24 protein-coding genes are annotated in these 24,081 nt (G+C 32.5%); 17 read left to right on the top strand and 7 right to left on the bottom strand.

What is annotated here, in order from left to right:
• Window positions 1-211: 211 nt before the first annotated feature.
• On the bottom strand, window positions 212-1,024 hold the full coding sequence (locus F3K33_RS10935; protein WP_039770847.1) for a hypothetical protein: 813 nt from the start codon (window positions 1,022-1,024) through the stop codon (window positions 212-214).
• 281 nt (window positions 1,025-1,305) lie between these two features.
• On the opposite strand from F3K33_RS10935, the gene F3K33_RS10940 reads away from it, so the two are divergent.
• Together F3K33_RS10940 and F3K33_RS10945 are read left to right on the top strand one after the other, a co-directional pair.
• A complete protein-coding gene (locus tag F3K33_RS10940; protein WP_039770845.1) occupies window positions 1,306-1,866 on the top strand; it encodes a nitroreductase family protein in 561 nt (186 codons plus the stop codon).
• Window positions 1,867-2,224: 358 nt separating this feature from the next.
• Window positions 2,225-3,514, top strand: coding sequence for a hemolysin family protein (locus tag F3K33_RS10945; protein ID WP_023976540.1), 1,290 nt, complete (start codon window positions 2,225-2,227; stop codon window positions 3,512-3,514).
• A gap of 469 nt (window positions 3,515-3,983) precedes the next feature.
• Here the strand turns inward: F3K33_RS10945 and F3K33_RS10955 are convergent, their stop codons facing one another.
• The gene (locus F3K33_RS10955) at window positions 3,984-4,550 is read right to left on the bottom strand and encodes a flavin reductase family protein (RefSeq protein ID WP_039770843.1); all 567 of its coding nucleotides are present in this window, start codon (window positions 4,548-4,550) and stop codon (window positions 3,984-3,986) included.
• Window positions 4,551-4,925: 375 nt separating this feature from the next.
• Between F3K33_RS10955 and F3K33_RS10960 the strand changes: the two genes are divergently transcribed.
• On the top strand, window positions 4,926-5,267 hold the full coding sequence (locus F3K33_RS10960; protein ID WP_017212677.1) for a nuclear transport factor 2 family protein: 342 nt from the start codon (window positions 4,926-4,928) through the stop codon (window positions 5,265-5,267).
• Window positions 5,268-5,631: 364 nt separating this feature from the next.
• On the opposite strand, the gene F3K33_RS10965 is transcribed toward F3K33_RS10960, so the two are convergent.
• Both F3K33_RS10965 and F3K33_RS10970 read right to left on the bottom strand, forming a co-directional pair.
• A complete protein-coding gene (locus tag F3K33_RS10965) occupies window positions 5,632-6,462 on the bottom strand; it encodes a nitroreductase family protein (RefSeq protein WP_039770841.1) in 831 nt (276 codons plus the stop codon).
• A gap of 69 nt (window positions 6,463-6,531) precedes the next feature.
• On the bottom strand, window positions 6,532-7,443 hold the full coding sequence (locus F3K33_RS10970; RefSeq protein WP_039770839.1) for a helix-turn-helix transcriptional regulator: 912 nt from the start codon (window positions 7,441-7,443) through the stop codon (window positions 6,532-6,534).
• A gap of 258 nt (window positions 7,444-7,701) precedes the next feature.
• Between F3K33_RS10970 and F3K33_RS10975 the strand changes: the two genes are divergently transcribed.
• Window positions 7,702-8,025 (top strand): MazG-like protein, encoded by a 324-nt coding sequence (locus tag F3K33_RS10975; protein ID WP_023976535.1) that lies wholly within the window; start codon window positions 7,702-7,704, stop codon window positions 8,023-8,025.
• Window positions 8,026-8,217: 192 nt separating this feature from the next.
• On the opposite strand, the gene F3K33_RS10980 is transcribed toward F3K33_RS10975, so the two are convergent.
• Window positions 8,218-9,066 (bottom strand): MurR/RpiR family transcriptional regulator, encoded by an 849-nt coding sequence (locus tag F3K33_RS10980; RefSeq protein ID WP_023976534.1) that lies wholly within the window; start codon window positions 9,064-9,066, stop codon window positions 8,218-8,220.
• A 522-nt stretch (window positions 9,067-9,588) separates the two neighbouring features.
• Between F3K33_RS10980 and gnd the strand changes: the two genes are divergently transcribed.
• From gnd to F3K33_RS11030, 10 genes are all read left to right on the top strand, one after another.
• Window positions 9,589-10,491, top strand: a complete 903-nt coding sequence (gene gnd, locus F3K33_RS10985) for a phosphogluconate dehydrogenase (NAD(+)-dependent, decarboxylating) (RefSeq protein ID WP_039770836.1) — start codon at window positions 9,589-9,591, stop codon at window positions 10,489-10,491.
• Window positions 10,492-10,493: 2 nt separating this feature from the next.
• The gene (locus F3K33_RS10990) at window positions 10,494-11,495 is read left to right on the top strand and encodes a D-isomer specific 2-hydroxyacid dehydrogenase family protein (protein WP_039770834.1); all 1,002 of its coding nucleotides are present in this window, start codon (window positions 10,494-10,496) and stop codon (window positions 11,493-11,495) included.
• Window positions 11,496-11,506: 11 nt separating this feature from the next.
• Entirely contained in the window at window positions 11,507-12,610 is a 1,104-nt protein-coding gene (locus F3K33_RS10995; protein ID WP_039770832.1) for an iron-containing alcohol dehydrogenase family protein, read from the top strand.
• A 10-nt stretch (window positions 12,611-12,620) separates the two neighbouring features.
• Window positions 12,621-13,451, top strand: coding sequence for a PTS mannose/fructose/sorbose/N-acetylgalactosamine transporter subunit IIC (locus tag F3K33_RS11000; RefSeq protein ID WP_012058421.1), 831 nt, complete (start codon window positions 12,621-12,623; stop codon window positions 13,449-13,451).
• A gap of 12 nt (window positions 13,452-13,463) precedes the next feature.
• Window positions 13,464-14,321, top strand: a complete 858-nt coding sequence (locus tag F3K33_RS11005) for a PTS system mannose/fructose/sorbose family transporter subunit IID (RefSeq protein ID WP_012058422.1) — start codon at window positions 13,464-13,466, stop codon at window positions 14,319-14,321.
• Between the two features lie 21 nt (window positions 14,322-14,342).
• Window positions 14,343-14,846 carry a PTS sugar transporter subunit IIB gene (locus tag F3K33_RS11010; protein WP_012058423.1) on the top strand — a complete coding sequence of 168 codons (504 nt, stop codon included), beginning with the start codon at window positions 14,343-14,345 and terminating at the stop codon, window positions 14,844-14,846.
• Between the two features lie 55 nt (window positions 14,847-14,901).
• Window positions 14,902-15,774, top strand: a complete 873-nt coding sequence (locus tag F3K33_RS11015) for a hypothetical protein (protein WP_039770829.1) — start codon at window positions 14,902-14,904, stop codon at window positions 15,772-15,774.
• A gap of 76 nt (window positions 15,775-15,850) precedes the next feature.
• Window positions 15,851-16,303: a PTS sugar transporter subunit IIA gene (locus F3K33_RS11020; RefSeq protein WP_039770828.1), complete on the top strand. Its 453-nt coding sequence runs from the start codon at window positions 15,851-15,853 to the stop codon at window positions 16,301-16,303.
• A gap of 12 nt (window positions 16,304-16,315) precedes the next feature.
• Complete coding sequence (gene uxuA / locus F3K33_RS11025) at window positions 16,316-17,398, top strand: mannonate dehydratase (protein ID WP_039770826.1); 1,083 nt, start codon at window positions 16,316-16,318, stop codon at window positions 17,396-17,398.
• A 2-nt stretch (window positions 17,399-17,400) separates the two neighbouring features.
• Window positions 17,401-18,036: a bifunctional 4-hydroxy-2-oxoglutarate aldolase/2-dehydro-3-deoxy-phosphogluconate aldolase gene (locus tag F3K33_RS11030; RefSeq protein WP_039770824.1), complete on the top strand. Its 636-nt coding sequence runs from the start codon at window positions 17,401-17,403 to the stop codon at window positions 18,034-18,036.
• Window positions 18,037-18,623: 587 nt separating this feature from the next.
• Here F3K33_RS11030 and F3K33_RS11040 read toward each other — a convergent pair.
• Window positions 18,624-19,262 carry a hypothetical protein gene (locus F3K33_RS11040; RefSeq protein WP_039770822.1) on the bottom strand — a complete coding sequence of 213 codons (639 nt, stop codon included), beginning with the start codon at window positions 19,260-19,262 and terminating at the stop codon, window positions 18,624-18,626.
• A 210-nt stretch (window positions 19,263-19,472) separates the two neighbouring features.
• Window positions 19,473-20,759 carry a dienelactone hydrolase family protein gene (locus F3K33_RS11045; RefSeq protein ID WP_039770821.1) on the bottom strand — a complete coding sequence of 429 codons (1,287 nt, stop codon included), beginning with the start codon at window positions 20,757-20,759 and terminating at the stop codon, window positions 19,473-19,475.
• Between the two features lie 564 nt (window positions 20,760-21,323).
• On the opposite strand from F3K33_RS11045, the gene F3K33_RS26720 reads away from it, so the two are divergent.
• The 3 genes from F3K33_RS26720 to F3K33_RS26725 all read left to right on the top strand — a co-directional run bounded on the left by F3K33_RS26720 (window position 21,324) and on the right by F3K33_RS26725 (window position 24,054).
• Window positions 21,324-21,614: a hypothetical protein gene (locus F3K33_RS26720; protein ID WP_243141326.1), complete on the top strand. Its 291-nt coding sequence runs from the start codon at window positions 21,324-21,326 to the stop codon at window positions 21,612-21,614.
• Window positions 21,615-21,778: 164 nt separating this feature from the next.
• Window positions 21,779-22,372: a TetR/AcrR family transcriptional regulator gene (locus F3K33_RS11055; protein ID WP_039770820.1), complete on the top strand. Its 594-nt coding sequence runs from the start codon at window positions 21,779-21,781 to the stop codon at window positions 22,370-22,372.
• Window positions 22,373-22,953: 581 nt separating this feature from the next.
• Window positions 22,954-24,054, top strand: a complete 1,101-nt coding sequence (locus F3K33_RS26725) for a biotin/lipoyl-binding protein (protein WP_051144802.1) — start codon at window positions 22,954-22,956, stop codon at window positions 24,052-24,054.
• The last annotated feature ends 27 nt before the right edge of the window (window positions 24,055-24,081 follow it).

The following is a 24,081-nucleotide window of genomic DNA, read 5'->3' on the forward strand; positions in this document are numbered from 1 at the left end:
AAGTTATAAAGAATATAGTTCATCTTTTATAAAATTATCGTACTTCAATTATTTTATAATTTATGATGTAGTCTTCAGTGAGCTGAATTTTTAAAATCCTATATATAAAATTCTTTAAATTATAGAAAATGTGGTCTTAAAATTCACATATTATAACATAGTAAAGAAGAGATACCTTCAAATTTGTGAAAGCATCTCTTCTTTAATGAAATTATTGTACGGAAGTATCAGTTGTTGTAGTTGTTGATGTATTTTTCTTTTGATGAGCTTCTTTTTTTGCTTCATATGCCGCTTTAATTTTAGCTTGAGCATCTTTAAATGATAATCCTGTTATATCGATTCCTAATTTCTCAGCTCTTGCACTTTGAATTTTAGCTATTACATCTTCATTTGATAGACCTGTAACATCAATTCCAAGTTTAGAAGCTTCTGCTTGATTTAATTTTATTCTAGCATCTTTATTAGATAAACCTGTTATATCAACTCCAAGTTTTGTTGCTTTCTTAGTTAAATTGGCAAGGCTTTTAGCTTCAAGAGCTGCTTTAATTTTAGCTGAAGCATCTTTATTTGATAGTCCTGTTATATCAATTCCAAGTTTCCCTGCCTCTGCAGATAGAATCTTAGCTCTAGCGTTATCAGGTGAAAGATTTGTTATATCTATACCTAATTCAGTTGCTTTTTTATTAAGTCTTTCAAGAGTCTTTTCCTCAAAAGCTGCTTTAATTTTAGCTGAAGCATCTTTATCTGATAGACCTGTTATATCAATCCCAAGTTTTTGAGCTACAGCAGCTCTTATTTTTGATCTTGCTTGATCATTAGTTAATCCAGTAATATCTATTCCAAGTTTAGAAGCTTTTTGAGTAAGTTTTGCAAGTTTATCTGCCTTATTATTTTGCGATACTTGTCCTGTAGTAACACTATTTGTTACATTTTGTGTAGAAGCATCATCAGCGAATGCTGGAACAAGGCTTGATATTGAGATCATAGCTGCTATTGCAATTCCTAGTATTTTTTTCTTTTTCATAATTATCTCTCCTTACGTCATATAAAAATTTATTTTTATGTTAAAAACATAGATTAATATAGAAATAACCGGCTATAAGGGAATTATAATTCTGTTATGTGAAATTTATGTGAAAAGGAATATTAAGCATATAAATTTATTGGCGCCGCATTTATATATTTATTGCAAAAATGATAATACTATATACTAGAATGAAAGTTCTAGACAAATTTATAATTAATCTAATCAATATAATAATATAAATAAAGTTATATTGGGGCTTAAATGGAAGGAGAAAAATAATGAACGAAGTAATACAAAATATCATAACAAGAAGAAGTATAAGAGTGTATAAAGAAGAGCAAATTTCGGATGAAGACTTAAATAAAATATTAGAGGCTGCTAAGTTTGCTCCAAGCGGAATGAATAGTCAGGATTGGCATTTTACAGCTGTACAAAATAGAGAGAAGATAAATAAGCTGATTTCAGCAGCGAAAGAAGCATTACAAAATTCTCCTATAGAACAGCTAAATAAGATGGCAAATAATCCAAACTTTAACCCATTTTATAATGCACCTACTATAGTGATAACATCTTGTGATAAAAACTTACCAGTAGGGCAGTCTGATTGTGCTGCAGCAATACAAAACATAATGTTAGCAGCTCATTCACTTAACATTGGATCATGTTGGGTACATACTTTAGCTATGGTTGGAGATGACCCTAATGTCAGAAATGTGCTTACTGAGCTAGGAATTCCAGAAAACTATGCGCCATTTGGTACAGCAACGCTAGGCTTTAATGGAGGGAAAGAACCAAAAGCTCCAACAAGAAAAGAAGGAACAGTAAATATAGTAAAATAAAAAGAGTAATAAGTTAAAAAGGTGACTTCTAAATATGTGAAAGAAAAAAATGATTAGTGAGACTCTATAGTTGGAAAATATTCAGGCTATAGAGTTCTTTTGTTATATAAATTTCCAAATGTAGAATATGATAATTTAGTTTTTAAAATAAAAGAAATGATAGAAAAAAGAATTGAAAAAATAAAACTTTCTCTTAAGAATGAAGAAATGATTTTATAGTTAAACTATGATATAGATGTATTACAGAAAATGCAAGGCATTTGTATTTATTTTTTATTAGCATACACTTTATACTATTTCTTGAATTCTGTAGCATAAGTGGTGGTTAGTAGAGATTATTTTGGAGGTATATGAATAAATGAATATATTAATAAATATTGTTATTGTGATTTTACTTGTACTTATGAATGGTTTTTTTGTCGCAGCTGAATTTGCTGTTGTAAAAGTAAGAAAGTCTAGAATAGAAACATTAGTCCTTGAAGGGAATAAAAGTGCTAAACACACTTTAAAGGTTGTAAATAATTTGAATTCATATTTATCTGGATGTCAATTAGGAATAACTTTAGCATCTTTAGGTTTAGGATGGATTGGAGAACCGGCAGTGTCAGATATGTTAATGCCATTATTTAATTTATTTAACATTTCAGAAGGAACTGCGCACTCAATTTCATTTGTTTTAGGATTCTCAATTATAACTACTCTTCATATTGTACTTGGAGAGCTAGTACCTAAATCATTAGCCATTATAACCGCAGAGAAGATAGCAATGCTTACATCTTTACCTTTGATTATGTTTTATAATTTAACTTATCCAATTATGTGGTTGTTTAACCACACTACAAATTTTATACTAAAGATATTTGGGCTTTCTCAAGTTGATGAACATGAGGCAGCTCATACCGATGAGGAAATAAAGCTATTGGTTGAAGAAAGTTATAAGCATGGTTTAATAGATAAAACTGAATTAACTTTTGTAGATAATATATTTGATTTTTCTGAGAAGACAGTAAAAGAAATAATGATACCCAGAACTGATATGGCATGCATTTTTCTTGAAGGTTCTTTTGATGAAATAATTGAATATGCCTTAGCAGAACAGTTAACTAGATATCCGGTATGTACTGATAGTAAAGATAATATTAGTGGGTTTATACATATTAAGGATTTATATAAGCTTAAAATTGAAGGAAATGATAATAATATAAAAAACATCATTAGAGAAATCAAATTTGTTCCAGAGTCAATGTCAATAAGTGAACTATTAAAGATATTTAAGAAAGAAAAAATACAAATGGCTATAGTTATTGATGAATATGGAGGAACATTTGGGCTTGTAACGATTGAAGATATTTTAGAAGAAATAGTTGGCGAAATTCAAGATGAGTTCGATGAAGAGATGGAAGAAATTAAGAAAATTGAAGATGGTAAATATATAGTGGACGGAAAAGTTCATATTGAAGATATAAATGAACTGGTAGATGCAGAAATTGAGGTTGAAAATATTGATACTATAGGCGGATGGGTTTATTCACAACTAAAATCATATCCACAAGTTAATGATAAAATTAATTATAAGGAATGTGAGTTTGTGATATTAAAATGTGATAGTAAAAGAATAAATAAAATTTTAATTGTTAAAAAAGAATAGCTTTATATTAAATAAATATCAGATAAGTCTTTTGTAGAGTTTTAAAGTATTTTTTGTGAATCCTCGTCAAAGATATATGGTTATTCGTTAGACATTCTTAAATTCTAAAGAATTTAAGAATGTATATTTTTAAGAATTTTAGAATTTTACAATATTGTTATAAAAAGCAGATTGCTCTTAACATTATAAATTTTATTTTCTGAAAAGACTAAAGGTCGTACACGTCCGTCTTTAGAATATCCTGCGTATCCTGAGTACAAAGGAAGTGGAGATGTAAATTCCGCTGAAAGTTTTAGTAGCGCTATACCTTAATGAAAAAGATTTAAGAGAAAATTATAGAGTATATAATAAAATCAGAAGTAAACTAAAAGTATGAATAACTTGAATAATTGGTATTACTTAATTAAAAAATAGTTGGAAAAATGTTTAAACTACAGCACTTTTCCAACTATCAGTAAGGCGAGGTATATTATTTCAAATATTTCATCCAATCTCCACGGTTTCCAATTTTATTACCAATAGCATAATAATTGAATGGGGCATAAATAGCAGGATCTAGTTTGTTTAGATCGATCTTACTGAAATCAATATTTTCTAAGGCCTCATCTATTTGTATATTTTCTATTTCTGAAATGAATAAATGACTTCCATTTAACTCAATTACTTTGCTAACATTGCATTCGTATATCCATCTGCTTTGTTCAAGCATAGGTATATTTTGATCCTCATTCCATACGTAATCATATTTGACTTTATCTTTTTTTCCACTAGTACCTGTAGTTGATCCCAAATAATCTGCAAGCCAAATCATATCCTGACTGACTAAGTTGGCAGAAAATTTATTTTCTCTTAGGAGATTTATTCTCGTCTGTTTATTTCCTCCAATGGTCATAACAATATGCGGAGTATTGTCAATAGTTACCTCTAGCCATGTGACAGTACCGAAGTTGGGTGAACCATCGGGATTTTTGGTACCAATAATATATATAGGTTGGGGAAAGAATATTAAACTTGGTTCAATACTAATTTTCTTCAATGTATAATACCTCCAAAATTCATTTTTGATAAATTGTCATTGTAATCATATTATCATGTCAAACCTGAAGACAGTATGTCATATTAAAGTTAGATTTATTTATTTTTCTTCATTTTTTAGTATAATAGTCACGATGGGAAATTGCGGTTTTGCCGATGAGATTTTGAAATTTTTGATTCCAAGATTAAAAGGGTTACTGGGAAAAGAGTTATAAAGAAGTATGCTTAATGTAATACCAGTGAACCATATTTTGTATACAAATTTATCTAGTATTGAATATAACATATACTGAAATAGTATCTATAACATGACGATATGTTGTCATATTATAGATGCTATACTTCTTTTATAATAAAAGTATGAGGAGTGATATTTATGAATAAACAAGCATTACCTGAAATTATTGAAAGTTATATTGATGCTTCAAATAAACATGATGTGGAGGCCTATGTAAATACTTTTTCAGATAGTTGTGAGATTCAAGAGAAATCCATAGGGAGCAATCTTATTGGAAAAAATGAAGTGAGAAATTATTTCAGTACATATTTTGTAGGTTATGAAACCTATACGGAAATTATAGAGTACCATGTGAAAGAGAATTTTGTAGATATGCGGGTATTATTTAAAGGTAACTTCCCAGAAAATGAAATTACCGGATTATATCAGTTTTTTATAGAGGAAGGCAAAATTGTAAAATTAGTAGCAGATTTGGAATAAGAGTTAAATAGTTATTTATCCTATTAATTTTAGTAAGGCATATGATGGAAAATAGGCAGGTAAATCTACTTATTATTTTGGATCATACCTAAATATATTAAGTATAAAAAGAGAGATAGAGTAAATTTATCCCTCTTTTTATATTGGTGTATATTATATATAGTGCAATGCACAGTTCACAATGCACAATTCACAAAGATTAATTTAATTGAGCTTCTTACTGAATTTCTTACATTAAATAATGTAAAGTTATTTTCGCAACATAGTATTATGTTGTAATAATAAAAAATTTCTATTCTGTAAATCACTTGTATTTAACTAATTTTGTCTTTGGATTCTTGAAAATACAGATTATCTGTTAAAATTATTGCCATGTAACTTGAAGAGGGTCTCTGTCTACCAATCGCTTGTATGTATACTTTGGATAGCCTACGAATATTGCACCGGTTACTTGCTTGTCTTTAGGAAGATTTAGTAGTTTTAAAAGTGGTTCATGATTAGATGCGGCGCAGCCATCAACTAAACCTGAAAAACAACTCCCAAGGCCTAATGTTGTAGCAAATAATTGAGTATAAATTAATGACATATAAGAATTTTCACGTCCTGTAGCAAAATCTTTATCAGCCATTGCTATAACTAAACAAGGGGCAGAACGCAGAACAACATCCTCATGGGTATTATGATATATATCAATAGTCATTTCTATATTATCAAAATATTTTGTGCCAGATAGTTCAGGGGTTTTGATTAATACTTTTTCTGTCCAGTCAATGACAACTTCTGAGATTTGATGTAATAAATTTGGATCATCTACAACATGATAAGATATCCCTTGCGTATTACAGCCTGATGGAGCCATTCGTGCAACGTCAAGAAGTTTTTTTACTTCATCTCTTGGAACAGGTTTTTCTTGATAGCTGCGGACAGAACGACGGGAACGTATGAATTCAGCAGCTACATCTTCATCAAATTTTTGGGTACTTTTTACTACTTGATTAGCTAGTGGAGTTTTTACATTATCAAGTGCTTCTCTAGGGCAAACAGCTACACATTGTCCACAGCTCATGCAAAGATTTTCATCTCGTATTGCCTGAGGACCATTTTCGCCCATACCGATAATACCTATGCAGACTGAAGCACAGGCACCACACTTTACACATTTCTCTTGATTAACTTTAATAAAATCTAAGCTCATTTCTATCTCTCCTTATGTTTTTTCTTTATTATATAAAGAGCAATAGAACAACAGTGTGTCATATTCCAATTAAAAATCGTAAAAATTTAATGTGTTTTTTAATTCATATGTAATAGCCTTGCGTATATGTTCTGGTTCTAATACTTTTACAGAGCTTCCAAAAGATAAAATATAACTAATTAGCCAGTCATTATCAGGAAGTATTACATCAAGGGTAAAACTCCCGTCATCATTTGGGAGGATAAATGAATCATCAAAATAATCATATATTCTATTTAAAACATGAGGCTTAACATAAAGCTTCAAGTTAATAAAGGACTGAGAAGCAGTGTCCCATTTTTTCAATGAAGATTCACTCAGTAATTTTTTATCAAATGCCTCGTTCAAAACATTTAAGTTTTTCAATCTTGATATTCTAAATATTCTTTGCTCTTGACGCTTACGGCAAAAAGCTAGTAAGTACCAAGTGTCATTTTTGAAAATAAGTTTATTAGGCTCTGCCAAACGCTTACTTTTATTACCCTGAGCATTTATATAGTCAAACTCAATGACATTTTGCTGCAGAATAGCTAGTTTTATATGATTAAACTTGTTTTTCTCATCAGGACAGCTTTTCCAATGAGAAAAATCAACTTCTATGAAATTGTAATCGGAAGAATTATTGAATATTGCCCCCATCTTTTCAAGGATACTATCTAATTCATGATATTGAGTTGCCTGCATGGCCTTGAGTGATAACATTAAGTTTTTACTTTCTAAATCAGAGATAAGCGCTTTGCTTAATGTATAATTTTCCATAAGATGTATTCCGCCTCCATTACCTTTGCTCATGTATACAGGTACGCCAACGGAAGAAAGAACATCGACATCTCGATAAATAGTTCGCGTTGATACTTTGAAGTTTTCAGCTAATTCTTTAGCAGTTATAGATTTTTTCCCGAGAAGTATGTATATAATTTGAAACAATCTGTTAATTTGCATAATATCACCTACCTTTTATAAAGTATAAACCATATAATATGACATAATAGTGTCATATTATATGGTTCATTAAAATTATTATTTGTTAATATATTTATCTATGAATTTTATATTATAGGAGATTGTTATGAATAAATATATTTTTATATATAAAAAATATCAATAGTTTATTTTTAATATGACAAACTGTTGTCAAATTGAACCTGCTAAAATAAAAAGGTATTAAACACAAATTTTTATAGGAAGAAGATGAATAGGATGAAAGATATAAATTTTAGTGATGTGGTTGAAAGTTCTATTAAAATAAGAAAACTCTATCACAAATTAGAAAAACAGTACCATGGGAAAGAATGGACAGTAGAAGAGGATGCACTGGCTTTCCTAACAGATGCTGGTTTGGTTGGACGTTTAACTATGTCTCATCAAGAGCGTTGGCCTAAGGGTGGAGATACAACTTCCGAACTTGAACATAAGCTTGCTGAATGTATATGGTGGTTGGTTGTTTTAGCCGAGCGTATGAATATTGATATAAGTGAAGCACTTGAGATGTTTTTGTCCAGAACAGAAAAGCAGCTTGATTAATTGGTTGCTAACTGTCCATAGGATAGGTCTTTGACTAGTGATTTTCACTACCAAATCCGCAACGGACTTTTACTGCCAAAGTTGTTGCCATTCTGGATACATAAAAAGAAAGCGGATTATTCCATTAATAAAATAATCCGCTTTAAAGGATAACATTGATCACGGTTCAATGAAATTTTGTTGTCGTAGGTTTTAATGCTTTACATCCCATATAGTGCGTCTAACTTTAGATAAAGCTTCTTTTGATTTCTCTTTATTCATAAACATCAAAATTACATAGAGTGAATCTAAGATGCTCAATTGAGATATACGAGAAGATAAGGCCTCTGAATGAAATTCGATTTCTTCGGATATAGAAATAAAAACGACATCACCTATCTTAGCTAGAGGAGAAGATGCATGGCTAGTGATAACAATTACTTTTGCACCGGCTTCTTTTACTATTTCAGCAATCCTGATAGTTTCTTTTGATTTTCCTGTATGTGAGATACAAATTGCACAATCCTGTGGTGTTAATAAAGATGCTTCCATAAGCTGTATATGATAATCAGTACTATGACGGACATGGGCTGGGGAACGTAAAAATTTATGATATGCATCTTCTGCAAGTATTCCTGATCCGCCGACACCAAAAAAATATAGTAGATTTGAATTGGATATAATCTCAGCCGCTTTTTTCAAATCGTCTAACCCTAATATTTTCTTAGTATTAGTTAGTGTTTTAATGTTTGAATCAAAGACTTTTTGTGCCATAGTTAATTCATTATCATCAATTTCAATTTTTTCATGAATTGATGTAGTTGAAAAATTATTTTCTTCAATTAAGATAGCCATCTTAAACTCTTTAAAGCCAGAATAGCCTAGTTTTTTTGCGAATTGAAATAAGGTAGAGTCTGCAACATTGAGTTCATCAGATAAATAGCTGATAGAATTGTGAGCCACAGAAATGGGATTTTCAAGTATATAGTCTGCAATATTTTGTTCTTTAGTACTTAATCCATTGTATAACGATTTAATTTTAAGTCTAACAGATACCTCCATGTTGGTCCTCCTTTTTATAAATGATATATTGTAACTTTAAAAACACTAAAAAATTTTGAGCGTAATGTATATTTTAAATAGTACTATATATAAAAATCAAATTTATAAAAAAAATGATATAGATTTTTTGTTCATATAATCGAATGAACAATTGAGTTTAATATGTATGAAAAGTGGTTGAATTATTAAAAAATAGCATTGTTATAAGTATATCAAATAGTAATTTTGTGTCAATATCTTGAATACGACAAGTCAAGATCAGTTCCTTATTTTTATGAGAAGACTAACTATAATAAGCATTTTTAAAGCACTAGCAACTAAATCATTAGTAATCTTTTAACTATAACGACTTAATATGTCTGCTACTTTATATAAATATCATAGTATTTCTGAAATTGCAAGAGGAGGATAGAGATAGAAGTATGAGAAAAGCGCAATTGTATCAAAAAAATTTTTTTTTATAAAAATATTTACAAAAAAAATTTTTTTTGATACAATAGAGACATGAAATGGAGGGATTGTATGAAAATAGCAATTATAGGTCTTGGGAAGATGGGTTTAAACATAGCATGTAATTTAAAGAATCATAATTATGATGTTATGGGATTTGATTTATCTGATAAAGCAAAAGAAAATGCTGAAAAGGAAGGTATAAAAACATTTGATAATTTAGAAAAAATCATTACTTCATTTACTGAAAAAAGAGTAATCTGGTCTATGTTACCTGCTGGAGAAATTACGGAATCTGTATTGAATCAATTGCTGAATTTACTTTCTCCAAATGACATTGTCATTGAAGGTGGAAATTCAAATTTTAAGGATTCAATACGACGTGCAAAGACTTTTAAGGAGAAAGAAATATCTTATTTTGATTGTGGAACATCAGGTGGAACTTCTGGAGCACTCGGTGGTGCATGTACGATGATTGGTGGAGATCTTGAAGTATTTAAGGATATAGAGCCAATTTTCAAAGATATATCAGTTGAAAAGGGTTACTTATATACTGGCCAATCAGGAAGTGGTCACTTTTTGAAAATGATCCATAATGGAATCGAATACGGAATGATGCAAGCAATCGGTGAAGGTTTTCAAATTGTTAAAGAAAGTGAATTTGATTATGATCTAGCTGCTGTTGCAAGGGTTTGGAATAACGGATCTGTTATTCGAGGTTGGCTTATGGAAATTGCTGAATCACAATTCAAAGCCAGTCTAAATTTAGAAGACTACAGAGGAGTTGTTGCTGCATCTGGAGAAGCAAAATGGACTATTGAGACTGCTTTGGATATGGGGATTGCAGTACCAACAATTGCTTTAAGTTTATTTATGCGTAATTTATCTCAGGAAGATGATAGTTTTTCTGCAAAGGTAGTTTCGGCTTTACGAAACGGATTTGGTGGACATTCTATTGTAAAGAAGGATAAATAGATATGAGAGAATATAAGATAGCTATTGTTAATTCAAGTAGTTTTGGAAAGATATTCCCTAAGCACATTGATCGTTTGAAGGAAATAGGAGCTGTTGATTATTTTCAAGTTGATAATGAAATGAATGGAAAAGAACTTGCAAACTTATTAAGTGGATACAATATTATCGTTGCAAGTGTAACCCCTTTTTTTACTAAAGAGTTTTTTGATTACAAAGATGAGCTTTTGCTGATTACACGTCATGGAATTGGATACAACAATATTGATGTCGATGCGGCAAAAGAACATGATACTATTGTTACAATAGTTCCGGCTTTAGTAGAACGGGACGCAGTCGCAGAAAACAACATTACAAATTTGCTGGCTGTATTAAGAAAAACAATGGAGTCCAGTAATCGAGTTAAAGCGGATCGTTGGGAAGATCGAGCTGAATTTGTTGGACATGCACTTTTTAATAAAACAGTAGGTGTTATTGGAGTTGGAAACACAGGAAGTTGTGTAGTAGAGATTGTTAGAAATGGTTTTAGATGTAATGTTTTAGCTTATGACCCATACAAGTCAGATTTGTATTTACAGACTTATGGGGCAAGAAAAGTTGAATTAGATGAATTGTTGACTTCTTCTGATATTATTTGTCTTTGTGCAAATTTAACCAAAGAAAGTTATCATATGATATCTAAAAACGAAATAGAAAAAATGAAAGACAGTGTTTACATATCGAATAGTGCGCGAGGAGCATTATTGGATGAAAATGCGGTTATTGAGGGATTGAAATCTGGAAAAATTGCTGGTTTTGCGACAGATGTTTTAGAAGAAGAGCCAGGAAGAAAGAGCCATCCTTATCTAGCTTTTGATAACGTTTTAATAACTCCTCATACGTCAGCTTATACTATAGAATGTCTAGAGCAAATGGGTGATAAATGCGTGACAGATGTGGAACAAATAGTTCAAGGTGTTTTACCAGAGAGGGCAATTCAGCCAACAAGTAAATTTATTAAAAAATAGGGGGGATAAAAATGTTGACTGATTTAAAGGTTAAAGTTGGTCCTGAGTTCTATAGGTATCATGAAGGTGCAATTGATTTTATTCCGCAATTATTAAAAGAACATAAATCAAAGAATATCTTGATCGTACATGGAACAATTTCTTGGGAAAAAGCAAAGCCAAAGATGAAGTTTTTAGAAACGATAGATCAAAATGTTTTTTATCATCAATATACAGGGGAATGTAGCTATTATGGTGCAGATTTAATAGAACAAATTGTTGAAGAAAATGATATCGATTTTATTATTGGAGTTGGTGGCGGAAAGCTTGTAGATCTTGTTGGATATGCTGGTCATATTTGTAATGTTAAATATGGGGTCGTTCCAACTTTGGTTAGTAATTGTGCACCATGGACACCTTTATCTGTTATGTATAAGGAAAGTGGAGAATCAGAAGGAAAATCTGAGCATTATATGAGGCAGGCTAGTTTCTTGATAACAGATCCATATTTAGTGATTGATTCTCCAGTACGTTACTTCATTGCAGGGTTGGCAGATACAATTGCAAAATGGTATGAATCAGATTCTATTTTAGCTCAAAAACATTTACAGAACGAACCCTTTTTGAAGCTAGCAAGTTATACTGCAAAGTTATGTAATGAATCAATTGTAAAAGAATCGGCTAAAGCAATGAAAGATATGGAGAATAAAGTAGTTTCGGAAGAATTTGTACATTTGTCTGAAATTGTGATAGCAGTTGCAGGTTTATGTGGAGGATTGGGAGATAAATATGCCCGTAATGCCGCAGCACATGCAATGCATGACGCAATAGCTAAATATATTCCGGAAAGCCATTCATATCTTCATGGCGAAAAAGTAGCTTATGGGGTTTTATACCAATTGGCTCTAGAAGGCAAGTGGTCGACGATTGATTCTTTAATGACTTTCTATTCAGATTTGAAACTACCTGTATCTCTGCATTATATGGAATTGTATCCAGAAGATGAAAAAGTTCTTGATGATATAGTTGGTTTTATTAATTCAAAAGAAAAAGTTCATTTGATTCCTATTGTAATTACGCCAGATATTTTGAAAAAAACAATCTTTGATTTAGAAAAATATGTAGAAAAGAGGTAGAAGAAGAGTAATGGAAACTTTAAGTGTATTACAGAGTTTTTTAATCGCTTTGTGGGTTGGCGCGGTTATGTCAAGATGGTTTGGTGGAGGAGCTTCACTAACGCTTCGATTTTCACCTTTAATGACCGGTTTGATTGTTGGTATTGTTATGGGAAATGTTGGCCAAGCAATGATTGTTACAGCAGCGCTGCAGCTGATTTATATGGGTGTTTTTTCTCCAGGAGGATCCATGCCACAAGAACCATCTATTGCAGCAGCTATCGCAGTACCGGTTGCTTTATTAGGAAATTTACAGCCTGAAGCCGCTATTGCTGTCGCAGTTCCAGTTGGTTTGTTAGGAAGTTATTTATATCAATTCCGTTTTTTTATCAATACATTCTTAGGTAAATATACAGATAAAGCTGTAGAAGATTTAAATGATGGCGCTATTAAGCGTTCGATAATTCTTTTACCTACAATTGCATCATTTGCTCTATTTGTACCATTGGTATTTGTAGCTTTATATTTTGGGGCACCAATTATTGCAGATGTAATCAATGCTTTGAAAGGAAGTTATGTCATTCATATACTTGAAGTTGTTGGTGGTGGATTAGCTGCTATTGGTATTGCCACAACAGTTTATGTAATTGGACGTAAGGATTACTTAGCATTCTTTTTCTTGGCGTATTTCATGAGTGTTTCATTAAAATCATTGAATATTACAATGGTAACTTATGCTGTGTTTGGTCTATTGATTGCTTTAATTTTCAGTATGTCTCAAAAAGGAAAGAATGTTCCTAGTACAAATGTTGTTAAGGGTACAGAGACATTAGATGAAGATGATTATGATGATGGGTTTTAAGGAGTAGATAAAATGAGTGAAAATGTAAAAAGAGCTGCTAAAGCTCCAGAAGAGATCACAAAAAAGGATGTTACTAAAGCATATTTAAGATGGCATTTTGCGAATGAAATTCCACATTCATTTGAAAGATATCTTGCATCTTCTTTGTTGTATGGAATGATGCCAATTTTAAGAAAATTATACAAAGATGATGAATCGTTAAAAGCTGCTTATAAAAGACAACTATTATTTTTCAATACTCAGTTAAGCTGGGGTGGTGGAGTTATTACTGGTTTAATGGCTTCCATGGAATCACAACGTGCAAAAGAAGAATATGAACAATCAGAAATAACAATGCAAGACGATTTGATGTATAACACAAAAGCTGGTTTAATGGGTGCACTTGCTGGAATTGGTGATGCAATTGACTCAGGGACTGTGCAATATATCTTTATTGCCATCGCAGTTCCCTGGGCACAGCAAGGTAGTCCATTAGGAGCGTTGTTCCCATTCGTTTGCTTTGCACTTTACCAAGTTTTATTGGGTCTATTCTTTGCTCGTCAAGCATTTGATATGGGACGTAACGCAACAGGATTGATGGGAAGTACAGGTGTTAAAACTGCAATCGATACTTTATCTGTTTTAGGTCTATTTATGATGGGAATCTTAGCGGGTAACTATGTAAAAGTTAGTGCAAATTTACAATTTACGATTTCTGGAAAAGCATTCATTATCCAAAATATTTTAGATTCTGTTGCTCCTGGTATTTTACCATTAGCAGTAGTTATGGGAGTTTATTTGTTCTACAATAAAAAAGGTTTAAAAGTTACACCAGCATTATTATGGTTAACATTAATTTTAATTGTTTTAGCTAGCGTTAGAATTCTATAGAGTAAAAAGGAGAGTTGAAAAATGGGTGTTATAAATTTAGCAAGAGTAGATGAACGTTTAATTCATGGACAAGTTATGGTGACTCTTTCACAAAAGAGCGGGGTAAATTCAATTTTTGTAGTAGATGAAGTTGTAGCAAAAGACCCATTCATGAGAGATTTATATAAAAATGCAGGTAGCCGTACTGGACAAAAAACAATAGTAATTACGCCAGAGAAAGCTAAATTCTATTGGGATGAATATCAGTTCAAAGATTATAATTGTATCTTGATAGCAAAAACTGTAAAAGTTATGTATGACTTGGTTAAACATGGAGTGCCAATGAAAGAATTGAATATTGGAGGTATTGCACAAAAAGATGCAAGTAAAGATTTACTAGTTACAAAATCTGTTTATATAAACAAAGAGGATGTAGATAGATTAGTAGAAATGAAAGATAAATATGGAGTAGAGAATATCTATTTTCAAGCTACTCCTTCTGCTCCTAAAACAGAATTGAAAGATGTTGTTAGTAAATTTAAATAATTGTTTTTAAATGAAAGATTATTATTTTCCTTATAATAAAAATTGGAGGTTTATCATGGAGGATATTTTTAACGATAGATTAGCTAGGTATTCGTTTATGTATAGCTCACGGAATAGCAAGAAAGAGAAAATTAGATTTTTGAAGGCGCTTGTAACAGATATATCACAAGTGCGAAAAGATATTTCCGTAATCGAATATAGTAATCAAAAAAAAGACAGTGCACGAAATGTGTATGTTGGAGATATTGAAAAGGCAGATCAAATCGTTTGTACTTATTATGATACACCTCCAGCCTATTTTGGAGATTATGTATTGTTCAATAGAAAAAAACAAGAAAAACAAACTACAAAAGCCGTTATTTGTATGTCTCTAATTTGGATTTTCCTAGGTATTCTAGGAACACTTTTATACATGAAATTGGTTTCTACACCATTTGTTTTGTTTTCTGTGCAAACAGCATGTCTTGTACTAATATACGGTGGATATTTTGTTATTTTATCAAAGTTATCAAAAGGTGAGTGGAATCGAAAGAATTTAATTAGAAATACATCTTCAGTACTTTGCTTGCTACAGATGTTAACAGAGAATCAAAATCAGAAAAAAGTGGCTTATGCATTTATCGATGAAGGTTGTTATGGCAGACGAGGATTAGATGTCTTAATGAGTTCTGTAAAAAAGAATGCAAAGGTTTATTGTTTAGATTCTATTGGAGCAGATGCCACTTTAAATGTAATGGGTAAACAATTTAAAGAAGAGCTTGCTGAATCTAAAGAAATCCGATATGTATCACCTAGAGGTCAAATCAATTATTTGTTTTGTGCAGATATGAATCAAGATAAAGAGTTTTACTTAGATAAGTCAAAGTTAAATAAGAAAAATTTAAATTATAGCCATTTTACTCAAGTAATAGAATTGTTAGGCATATGAAAGAAAATAACGAGTCCAAAAAGTCATGATTATTTTTGATTATGCCTTAAATCAAAATATAAAAGGAGATTAAATCATGTTAGGAATTGTAATCGCCACACATGGTACCTTAAGCAACGGTATAAAAGACGCAGCTGAAGTTATTATGGGGAATACAGAAAATATCGCAACTGTAAATTTAAATGCAGGAGATGATATTGAGAAACTTGGTAAGAAGATAAATAACGCCATTTTAGAAGTAAATCAAGGTGATGGTGTTGTGTTATTAGTTGATTTAGTGAGCGCAAGCCCATATAACCAATCAGTTCTTGTTACAAACCAATTAGAGAGGGAATTAAAAGATAAAGTTTATATTATTGGTGGAGTTAACTTACCTATGTTATTAGAAATAATCAATCATCAAATTTTAGGGACACAAATTGAAATAGTTGCAAAATCAGCTGCAGAGAAAGCAAAAGAATGTATTAGTTCATGGCATTATCCTATTGATGTAGATGTTAATGAAGCTGATGAAGATGATGATTTTTGATGGAGGGATAAAATGAAGTGGGGATTTAGATGGTATGGAGCAAAAGACTCTATTCCTTTAAAACATTTCAGGCAAGTTCCAGGAACAGATGGTGTTGTAGGGACCTTATTAAATAAGTTACCTGGAGATGTTTGGGAAATTGATGAAATTAAAGAATTTAAGGCTTCAATTGAAAAAGAGGGATTGGAGTTACTTGGTATTGAAAGTGTTGCAGTTCATGATGCAATTAAAGCAAGAACAAAAGACTGTGATCATTATATTGATAATTATATTCAAACAATTAGAAATTTAGCAGCATGTGATATTCATTTAGTATGTTATAGTTTTAAACCAATCTTTGGATGGGCCAAGACAAATTTGAAATATGAAAACCCAGATGGTAGTTATTCATTGTTGTTTGATCAGTCTGTTGTAGAACATATGGATGCGAGTGAGATGTTTAAGCTTATAAATAGTCAATCTAATGGGTTTAAATTACCTGGATGGGAAGAAGAACGTCTGAAAAAGTTTAATGATTTGATGGAAATGTATGAAAATATTAAAGAAGAAGATTTATTTGACAATCTTGCATACTTTCTAAAAAAAGTTATTCCTGTTTGTGAGGAAGTTGATGTGAAAATGGGGATTCATCCGGATGATCCACCATGGGAAATTTTTAATCTTCCAAGGGTAACAAAAAATTTAGAGGATTATAAAAGAATAATAAATATTATTGATTCTCCTTATAATGGTGTAACACTTTGCACAGGATCTTTAGGAGCAAATCCAGAAACAGATTTAGTCAAAGTCATACATGAATTAGGAAATAGAATTCAATTTGTACATTTAAGAAATGTTGAATTTTTGGGAAAACAAAAATTTAGAGAATCTGCTCATTTGAGTATTGATGGATCATTGGATATGTATGCACTTATGAAGGCGCTTATAGATGTTAATTTTGATGGTGTCATCCGTCCAGATCATGGTCGTTCAATTTGGGATGAAATAGCAATGCCAGGATATGGTTTATATGATCGTGCTTTAGGTTTTACTTATTTAAAAGGATTATATGAAGCTATCACAAAATCTCAAAAAGAAAATGGATTGGAGCAATAATAATGAGTGTAAATGTAGATGTATATAAAAAATTAGGAGAAATAAAGTTATTACCACTTTATACTGCAACCGATTTAAAGTATTTAGATGATTTGGAAGAGATTCTTTTAAGAAATGATGTACCTTTTATAGAAGTAACATTTAGAAGTAATCTGGCTTTAGAAGCAATTAATAAACTTTCACAATCGGGTAAGTTAATTGTTGGAGCAGGAACTGTGCGTACATTAGAAGAAGCTAAGAAGGCAATTGAAAATGGAGCAAGTTTTATAGTTTCTCCAGCAGTGATTCCAGAGATAATTGAATATTGTATTGAAAACAAAGTTCCAGTTTTTCCTGGAACAGCAACTCCAACTGATATTCAAAAAGTCGTTAGTTATGGACTTCATGTTGTAAAGTATTTTCCAGCGGATATTTATGGTGGTTTAAAAGCAATTAAAGCATTAAGTGGACCATTCTATGATGTGAAATTCTTGCCGACAGGAGGAATTAATGCAGATAACTTTATAGATTATATTAGTAATGATAATATTTTAGCGGTTGGTGGATCATTTATTATTTCTGAAAAAATGATTAAAGAGGAAGGTAAAGAGAAGACAAGTAACTTGTTAAAATCATTAGTTGATCAAATTAAAGCTTAGTGCAATATTGCACGGCTTTTTTTTATGATGACTATGTAATTGGAGCCCCTTGTCTTTAAGGGGCATGGAGTGAATAAACATGAAAATTAATAATTAAAAGGTTATATATCAGGGACTAGTTATATAATATATTTCTAATTAATTGGTTAATAACTGCCTATAGGATAGATCTTTGACTAGTGGTTCACACTTTCAAACCCACAGCGGATTTTTACCGTCAAGTTGTTGGCATGCTGGGCATACAAGAAGAAAACAGATTATTCTATAAATAAAACAATCTGTTTCAAAGGATAACATTAATTACGGTTTAATGAAATTTTGTTGTCATAGGTTTTAATGATTTACGTCCCATATAGTGCGTCTAACTTTAGATAAAGCCTCTTTTGATTTTTCTTTATTCATAAACATCAAAATTACATAAAGTGAATCTAAGATGCTCAATTAAGATATACGAGAAGATAAGGTTTCTGAATGAAATATAATATTCGTTTGCCTGATGACGAAAACCATTATGTGATGCAGGTTCTTAAGTTTTTCGTTATGAACACTCGTACCAAAATCATTTATATAGGAATTGAGCAATAGTCTTATTTAAAGAAAGGCTCTCCTACTGGTATCCCCCTGCTTCCACCGCCGAGTAGCAGGCCGTTTAAGCAACTATATAATCCGGTGATTGTGACAATAAGCCCAAACCATTGGATGAACGGATTCCAATTGGCACTTAGAATATTAAGGCTAACGAACCCTGTAAGTGTGAGGAAGCAAGTAGCAGCTAAATAGCATATGACAGTAACTTTATCAGCGCTTTTACGGATCACCCATAGAACAGGCAGGATTGAGATACCGCCCAAGATGAAAGGAAGCGCTGTCATCTGTGTACAGATCTGCCAACCCATAATATTTGAAAAACCAATAGTTATATTGGTTAAACCACCAACTCCGCCGAATAGGGTGGCGAAGATTAGGAAAACATTGCCGTTGGTAGAATCACCTTTACAAAAGAAAAGGATTGCGCCAATCAGATAAGGTATAAAACAAGCTATTTGCACCACACCGACTGCCATTATCGTGGGGCCGGTGAAAATACCGGCGTAGATTCCCCAAAACTCCATGGTAAGCATTGTGAAAATAAAGGTTAATGAAGGTCCGGGATTACCCAACTGATTCTTTTTTTCTTCAATCTTGATTTCTTTGATTTGACTATCCTGAGTGTTCAATTCTTGCATATTCAGTCCTCTTTTCTTAGTAATATTTCACTGTTTAACATTGCAATTTAAGTGGAAGGCTATGCTCAGCACCGAACGCATCCGCAATGAAAACATGATTTTTGTAATTAAGTGATTACACGGATTACTATGCGTCTAAAGTGCATTTTACCGTTTTGTCGGATGAGTATAAACATCCGACAAAACGGTAAAAATAACGATTTTGCTCAATTAACACAAATTAAATCCAAATACTTCATCAAGCCAGTCCATCTCTAACTGGTTCTTGAGCAGCAGATTGTTTTCCGTGCAATGCTGTTCTCCACCTTCATGAGCTGTGGTTAGATTAAATCTGTTCTTAGGGTTCTTCAGCATGGCAAAGTGATGTCGTTCTGCCTCAAGCTCTTCAGGTCCAAATTCCCCCTCACCAATCATGTTCAGCACAGGGCAAGTGATTTTATCTTCCAGACCCAATAAGGAACCTTTGCCAAGGTAATCCATCCACTCAGCAATAGTAGTATTTTTATGTCCACACCTTGCGCGGAAATCACCTTCCAAGACGAATTTCGCCGTCGTGTTGGCCGGATCTATCTGTGATTCCATGTCGCGAGGGTAAGGCTTGGTCGAATCGAATCCCAATATTTGCAGTATTTCAGGCTGCATTGACCAAATAATAGGACTTGCGATACAAGCGGCGATTCGCTTCTCGAAACAAGCTGCTCTCATCACGTAGTACCCACCAAAGCTATGTCCAATTAGAGCAATACGATCAGGGTCAACTTCTGGACGAGTTAACGCATAGTCGACAACATAGCCTATCGGTACTTCTGCATCCAGACGTAAGAAGAGATCAGGGTTTTCCCATATCGCTGCTTTCTGGCCAGGAACCTCAAAGATCAGTAGATTGTAGCCTCGACGAACCGCTCCACCGCACTGGAAGTAAATCTCTTCCAAATAGTTTTCACCGCCGCCCATACCTAACAATGTAGGTCGCTTCTCACCGGGGGCACCTGCTGCGATGAAATAGCCTTTCATCACCCTGCCGTTCTCGTAGGGAATATCCACTGGTTCCATGATTGGATCGGATAGCTTTCCGACTTCTTTCCACAAGGCACGTGTTCGCATACATGATTCTTTGGTAAGAGGATCAGTATCGCTTGTATACATACCCACGCAACCCCAATATACGGCCGCACGCATGAATGCCTCACGTGCACTCACTTTGTGTCCCTTCTTGAGGCATTCCCAACCTTTGGCCTCAATTCTCTCGGCCAAAGGCTGCCACGCTGGCGCGTAGGTTGAGAAATCACCGTCCACGATATGGGAGGCAGTTTCGAAGCACTCACCGGCGGAAACACCACCATATGCTTCTTTAGCTAAAGTACGTGTGAAATGAAAATCCATATGCGACACGAACTTGTTGGCCATGCCTACGGAGTGACGGAAAATCGCCTCGTTTTCTGCCACTGCTTGGCCTGCGAGTTTTTCTTCAGTTTGATTTTTTTCTTTGTTAGTCATGTCTTTTCTCCTTTTAATTCAATTTTTACAAAATCATCTTTTTCCTTATTTTCTTCATAATATATGTTGCATCATTAACATCACCTGCTTTACTCGTGATTATGTCAGTTGAATATAAGATACGTTAGTATCTTATGCGATTATTGTATAATGAATTTGGGCAAAATGCAATAGATAATTATAAAAATTTAGAAAGAGGGAAATGAAGGTGGAGGAGCAAAAGAGCAACCAGCTTTCTAAGAATGCTCAGTCTATTGGCAATGAGAGCCATCAAGCAGGAACATGTTGCTTGAGAATGCCATCCTTCAGGCCGCCTGGAATGAGCTTTCTGAGGTCGTCTATGCGCATGAGGCAAAAACTAATAAAACGGCGATGTATCGACGCTGCCCAACAAATCCGAACTTGTCGTTACCGAGTTAAGCAAATACGGACCTAAATTTACCGATAAAATTTCAATTTTATGTACGCTACTGTTATTGGATTGATGGGTTTTGGTATTTTAAGCAGCTGGGTATTTGGTAGAGAGTATCAAGATTAACTTTTAAAGATCTTTTATCATGGCCAATTTCTCGTACAAGATTAGTATGGGCAAAATTTTTTGCTTTAGGATTATGTTTTTTAGGTATAACGGTATTAGCAATTGGTGAGATATTTGCTATAGATTATTGCTTAGATTTGAAAAATTTTGATGTGCTATTGACTGGAACTCTTCTAAAAATGGTAGGGATAGTAACAATCTATAATTATAGTCTTAGTTTTCTATTCCTACTTATCGCCAGCATGACAAGAGGAATATTAGCTCCAGTTAGTACTTCATTTGCAGCTATAATTATAGCTGCCATTTTGGGATCATAGCCGTTAGGCCGTTATATCCTGTGGACAATTTTAGAAATATATTTAAGTAATCCTCAGCTTATTAATTCAATCAGTAAATTGACGATTTTTGCTATTTTATTTATTGGTGTTTATGGTAATATATTATGGTGGAATTATGTAGACCTAAAATAGGAGGTTGTATCATGAATGAAAATGTTAGTCGACGCCGAGGCGTTATACTTGAAAATGCGATTTTAGATCAGGCTTGGTTATTGCTTAATCAAATTGGATATAGCAAATTGACTATGGATGATGTAGCTCATGCCGCAAAAACCAGCAAAAATGCTATTTATCGTCGATGGCCACAAAAATGTCACCTTATTCTTGCTGCTGTAAATCGAAAAGCACCAGCATTAGAAGGAAAAATCAGTGATCATGGTTCATTAAAAGAAGATTTAATTGCTCTATTTAAGGTTTTAGATCCAATTTTTGGAATTATAAAACCTGATGATCTACGCGATGTGATTTCAGATATGCTTTCGCATGCGACATATTACGATTTATTTAGTTTTGTTAATCACGAAAATGATATCAGTAAATCAATTGAGACTATTATAACGAGGGCTAATCAGCGCAAGGAAATTTCACTTTCAATTGATACTATTTCGGAAAAGGCTCTAAATTTACCGACTCTACTAATTATTAATGAAATTGTATTGCATGGAAGGCTAAATGAAGCTAGTAGTAAGGATATTATTAATAATATTTTGCTTCCCATATATAAAGTACATAAATAGTTCAATCAGTAAGAATAACAGGGAATTATAATTAAGATTCCCTCTTTACTTCTTATTAGAAGTTGAATTCATAGAATAAATACGATTATATCAGAAAGCCTGTCATAATTTTAAGGAAATTTCATACTGGAACTAGATCGGAATATAGCGTCAAGGAAGGAAAAATCTTTAGATTTTTCAAATAAACAGTTCAAGTAAAACAACAGGAATAAAGATATTAAGGGCCATTTTAACTTTTTGAATTGTAATTATTATGAATATATTGAAAATATTAGATGAAAATATTTTGAACAAATTTAGTGAAAGTGTTTTTATGGCAATAGATTGTAGTTACAAAGTGCTCATAATTTTTTCGATTGGAAGCAATGGAGTACTACATTGAAAGCAGGGGAATTATGACTTCAAGGAATAATTATAGCTATGGGAAAAACGTTGGAAATTACAAAAGAAAAATTCAATAGAGCCAGGTTCAATAAAATGGAATCTTAACTAATTACATAAATTTGGTGATGAAAATTTCAAAGTTTAATGAGAATGAGAGTTCTTATCGATAATTAATTTGTTAAAGGAGTAAGTAATTTATGAAGAAATATGTTTTGTTAATTGTATTACCAGTGCTTATAGGAACATCTTTTTTTACAGGATGCGCCGCAAATAATAATAGAAATGAAAATGCTGTTCAAGCAGAAGAGGTTAATGAGCAAAAATCCATATATATCATGGCAGGAAAACTTGAAACAGATAATCAAGTTAATGTATCTTCAAAAATTTCTGCAAGAGTTTCAGATATATCAGTTAATGTAGGGTCAGTTGTAAATCAAGGTGATACTGTCATTAAATTAGATACTCAGGACTTGCAGGCTCAGGTAGATCAAGCACAAGCAGCTCTGGATAGTGCTAAAGCAACTTATGATGCCTCTAAAAAGGATTATGATCGTACAAAAGCTTTAGTTGAGGCTGGTGCAGCTACAGAGGTGCAGCTTGAAACTGCACAGCAGCAACTTACCTCAGCTGGGTCAGGGCAAAAATCAGCAGAGGAACAATTAGAAATGCTTAAAAATGGTGCTACAGAAACGAGTATAGATGTTTACAAGGCTGAAGTAAAGCAAACTGAAGAAGCATTAAAAACAGGTTTGATTTTATTTCCAGAAGCAATAGCTACAGCCATATCTATGGTCTTATACGGGAAAATTGGTAATAAATTTGACGTTAGGTTATTTGCTGTATTTGCATTAATTTTGATAGGCATTAACAGTTATAGTATGTCAAAAATTACTTTGGATACACCTAATATGACGATGTCAAACGCATCTGCTTTAACTAATACAGTAAAACAGATAGGGACTTCCATAGGAGTTACAATTATCACAAGCGTTATGCAGCATAGAAATGTGATTGATTACTCTAACTTAGCATCTCAAGTGACATCTTTTAATAAAAATAGCATGAAATTATATGAAATGCTTCAAGGGGTGTTTATTAAAAGCGGGATGTCAGCAGGTAATGCTCAAGGAATTGCCTTAAACAAAATGTTTGGAGAAGTTGCACTTAAGGCACAGCTCCAAGCTCTTAATGATACCATGCTTGTTATTTCAATAATTACTGCTATTGTAATTATTCCAACACTTTTATTAAAACAAGGTAAACAAGAAGAAATAAAGGTAATAGAGGTAGAAGGATAGAAAACTAAAAATAATATTTAAATTAGA

The sequence above is a fragment of the Clostridium beijerinckii genome, from assembly GCF_008705175.1.
Taxonomy (GTDB): Bacteria; Bacillota; Clostridia; order Clostridiales; family Clostridiaceae; genus Clostridium; species Clostridium beijerinckii.

Coding starts and splice junctions, on each gene's coding strand:
- F3K33_RS10935 (WP_039770847.1), bottom strand. CDS start 1,024: ATGAAAAAGAAAAAAATACTAGGAATTGCAATAGCAGCTATGATCTCA.
- F3K33_RS10940 (WP_039770845.1), top strand. CDS start 1,306: ATGAACGAAGTAATACAAAATATCATAACAAGAAGAAGTATAAGAGTG.
- F3K33_RS10945 (WP_023976540.1), top strand. CDS start 2,225: ATGAATATATTAATAAATATTGTTATTGTGATTTTACTTGTACTTATG.
- F3K33_RS10960 (WP_017212677.1), top strand. CDS start 4,926: ATGAATAAACAAGCATTACCTGAAATTATTGAAAGTTATATTGATGCT.
- F3K33_RS10965 (WP_039770841.1), bottom strand. CDS start 6,462: ATGAGCTTAGATTTTATTAAAGTTAATCAAGAGAAATGTGTAAAGTGT.
- F3K33_RS10970 (WP_039770839.1), bottom strand. CDS start 7,443: ATGCAAATTAACAGATTGTTTCAAATTATATACATACTTCTCGGGAAA.
- F3K33_RS10975 (WP_023976535.1), top strand. CDS start 7,702: ATGAAAGATATAAATTTTAGTGATGTGGTTGAAAGTTCTATTAAAATA.
- F3K33_RS10980 (WP_023976534.1), bottom strand. CDS start 9,066: ATGGAGGTATCTGTTAGACTTAAAATTAAATCGTTATACAATGGATTA.
- gnd (WP_039770836.1), top strand. CDS start 9,589: ATGAAAATAGCAATTATAGGTCTTGGGAAGATGGGTTTAAACATAGCA.
- F3K33_RS10990 (WP_039770834.1), top strand. CDS start 10,494: ATGAGAGAATATAAGATAGCTATTGTTAATTCAAGTAGTTTTGGAAAG.
- F3K33_RS10995 (WP_039770832.1), top strand. CDS start 11,507: ATGTTGACTGATTTAAAGGTTAAAGTTGGTCCTGAGTTCTATAGGTAT.
- F3K33_RS11000 (WP_012058421.1), top strand. CDS start 12,621: ATGGAAACTTTAAGTGTATTACAGAGTTTTTTAATCGCTTTGTGGGTT.
- F3K33_RS11005 (WP_012058422.1), top strand. CDS start 13,464: ATGAGTGAAAATGTAAAAAGAGCTGCTAAAGCTCCAGAAGAGATCACA.
- F3K33_RS11010 (WP_012058423.1), top strand. CDS start 14,343: ATGGGTGTTATAAATTTAGCAAGAGTAGATGAACGTTTAATTCATGGA.
- F3K33_RS11015 (WP_039770829.1), top strand. CDS start 14,902: ATGGAGGATATTTTTAACGATAGATTAGCTAGGTATTCGTTTATGTAT.
- F3K33_RS11020 (WP_039770828.1), top strand. CDS start 15,851: ATGTTAGGAATTGTAATCGCCACACATGGTACCTTAAGCAACGGTATA.
- uxuA (WP_039770826.1), top strand. CDS start 16,316: ATGAAGTGGGGATTTAGATGGTATGGAGCAAAAGACTCTATTCCTTTA.
- F3K33_RS11030 (WP_039770824.1), top strand. CDS start 17,401: ATGAGTGTAAATGTAGATGTATATAAAAAATTAGGAGAAATAAAGTTA.
- F3K33_RS11040 (WP_039770822.1), bottom strand. CDS start 19,262: ATGCAAGAATTGAACACTCAGGATAGTCAAATCAAAGAAATCAAGATT.
- F3K33_RS11045 (WP_039770821.1), bottom strand. CDS start 20,759: ATGACTAACAAAGAAAAAAATCAAACTGAAGAAAAACTCGCAGGCCAA.
- F3K33_RS11055 (WP_039770820.1), top strand. CDS start 21,779: ATGAATGAAAATGTTAGTCGACGCCGAGGCGTTATACTTGAAAATGCG.
- F3K33_RS26725 (WP_051144802.1), top strand. CDS start 22,954: ATGAAGAAATATGTTTTGTTAATTGTATTACCAGTGCTTATAGGAACA.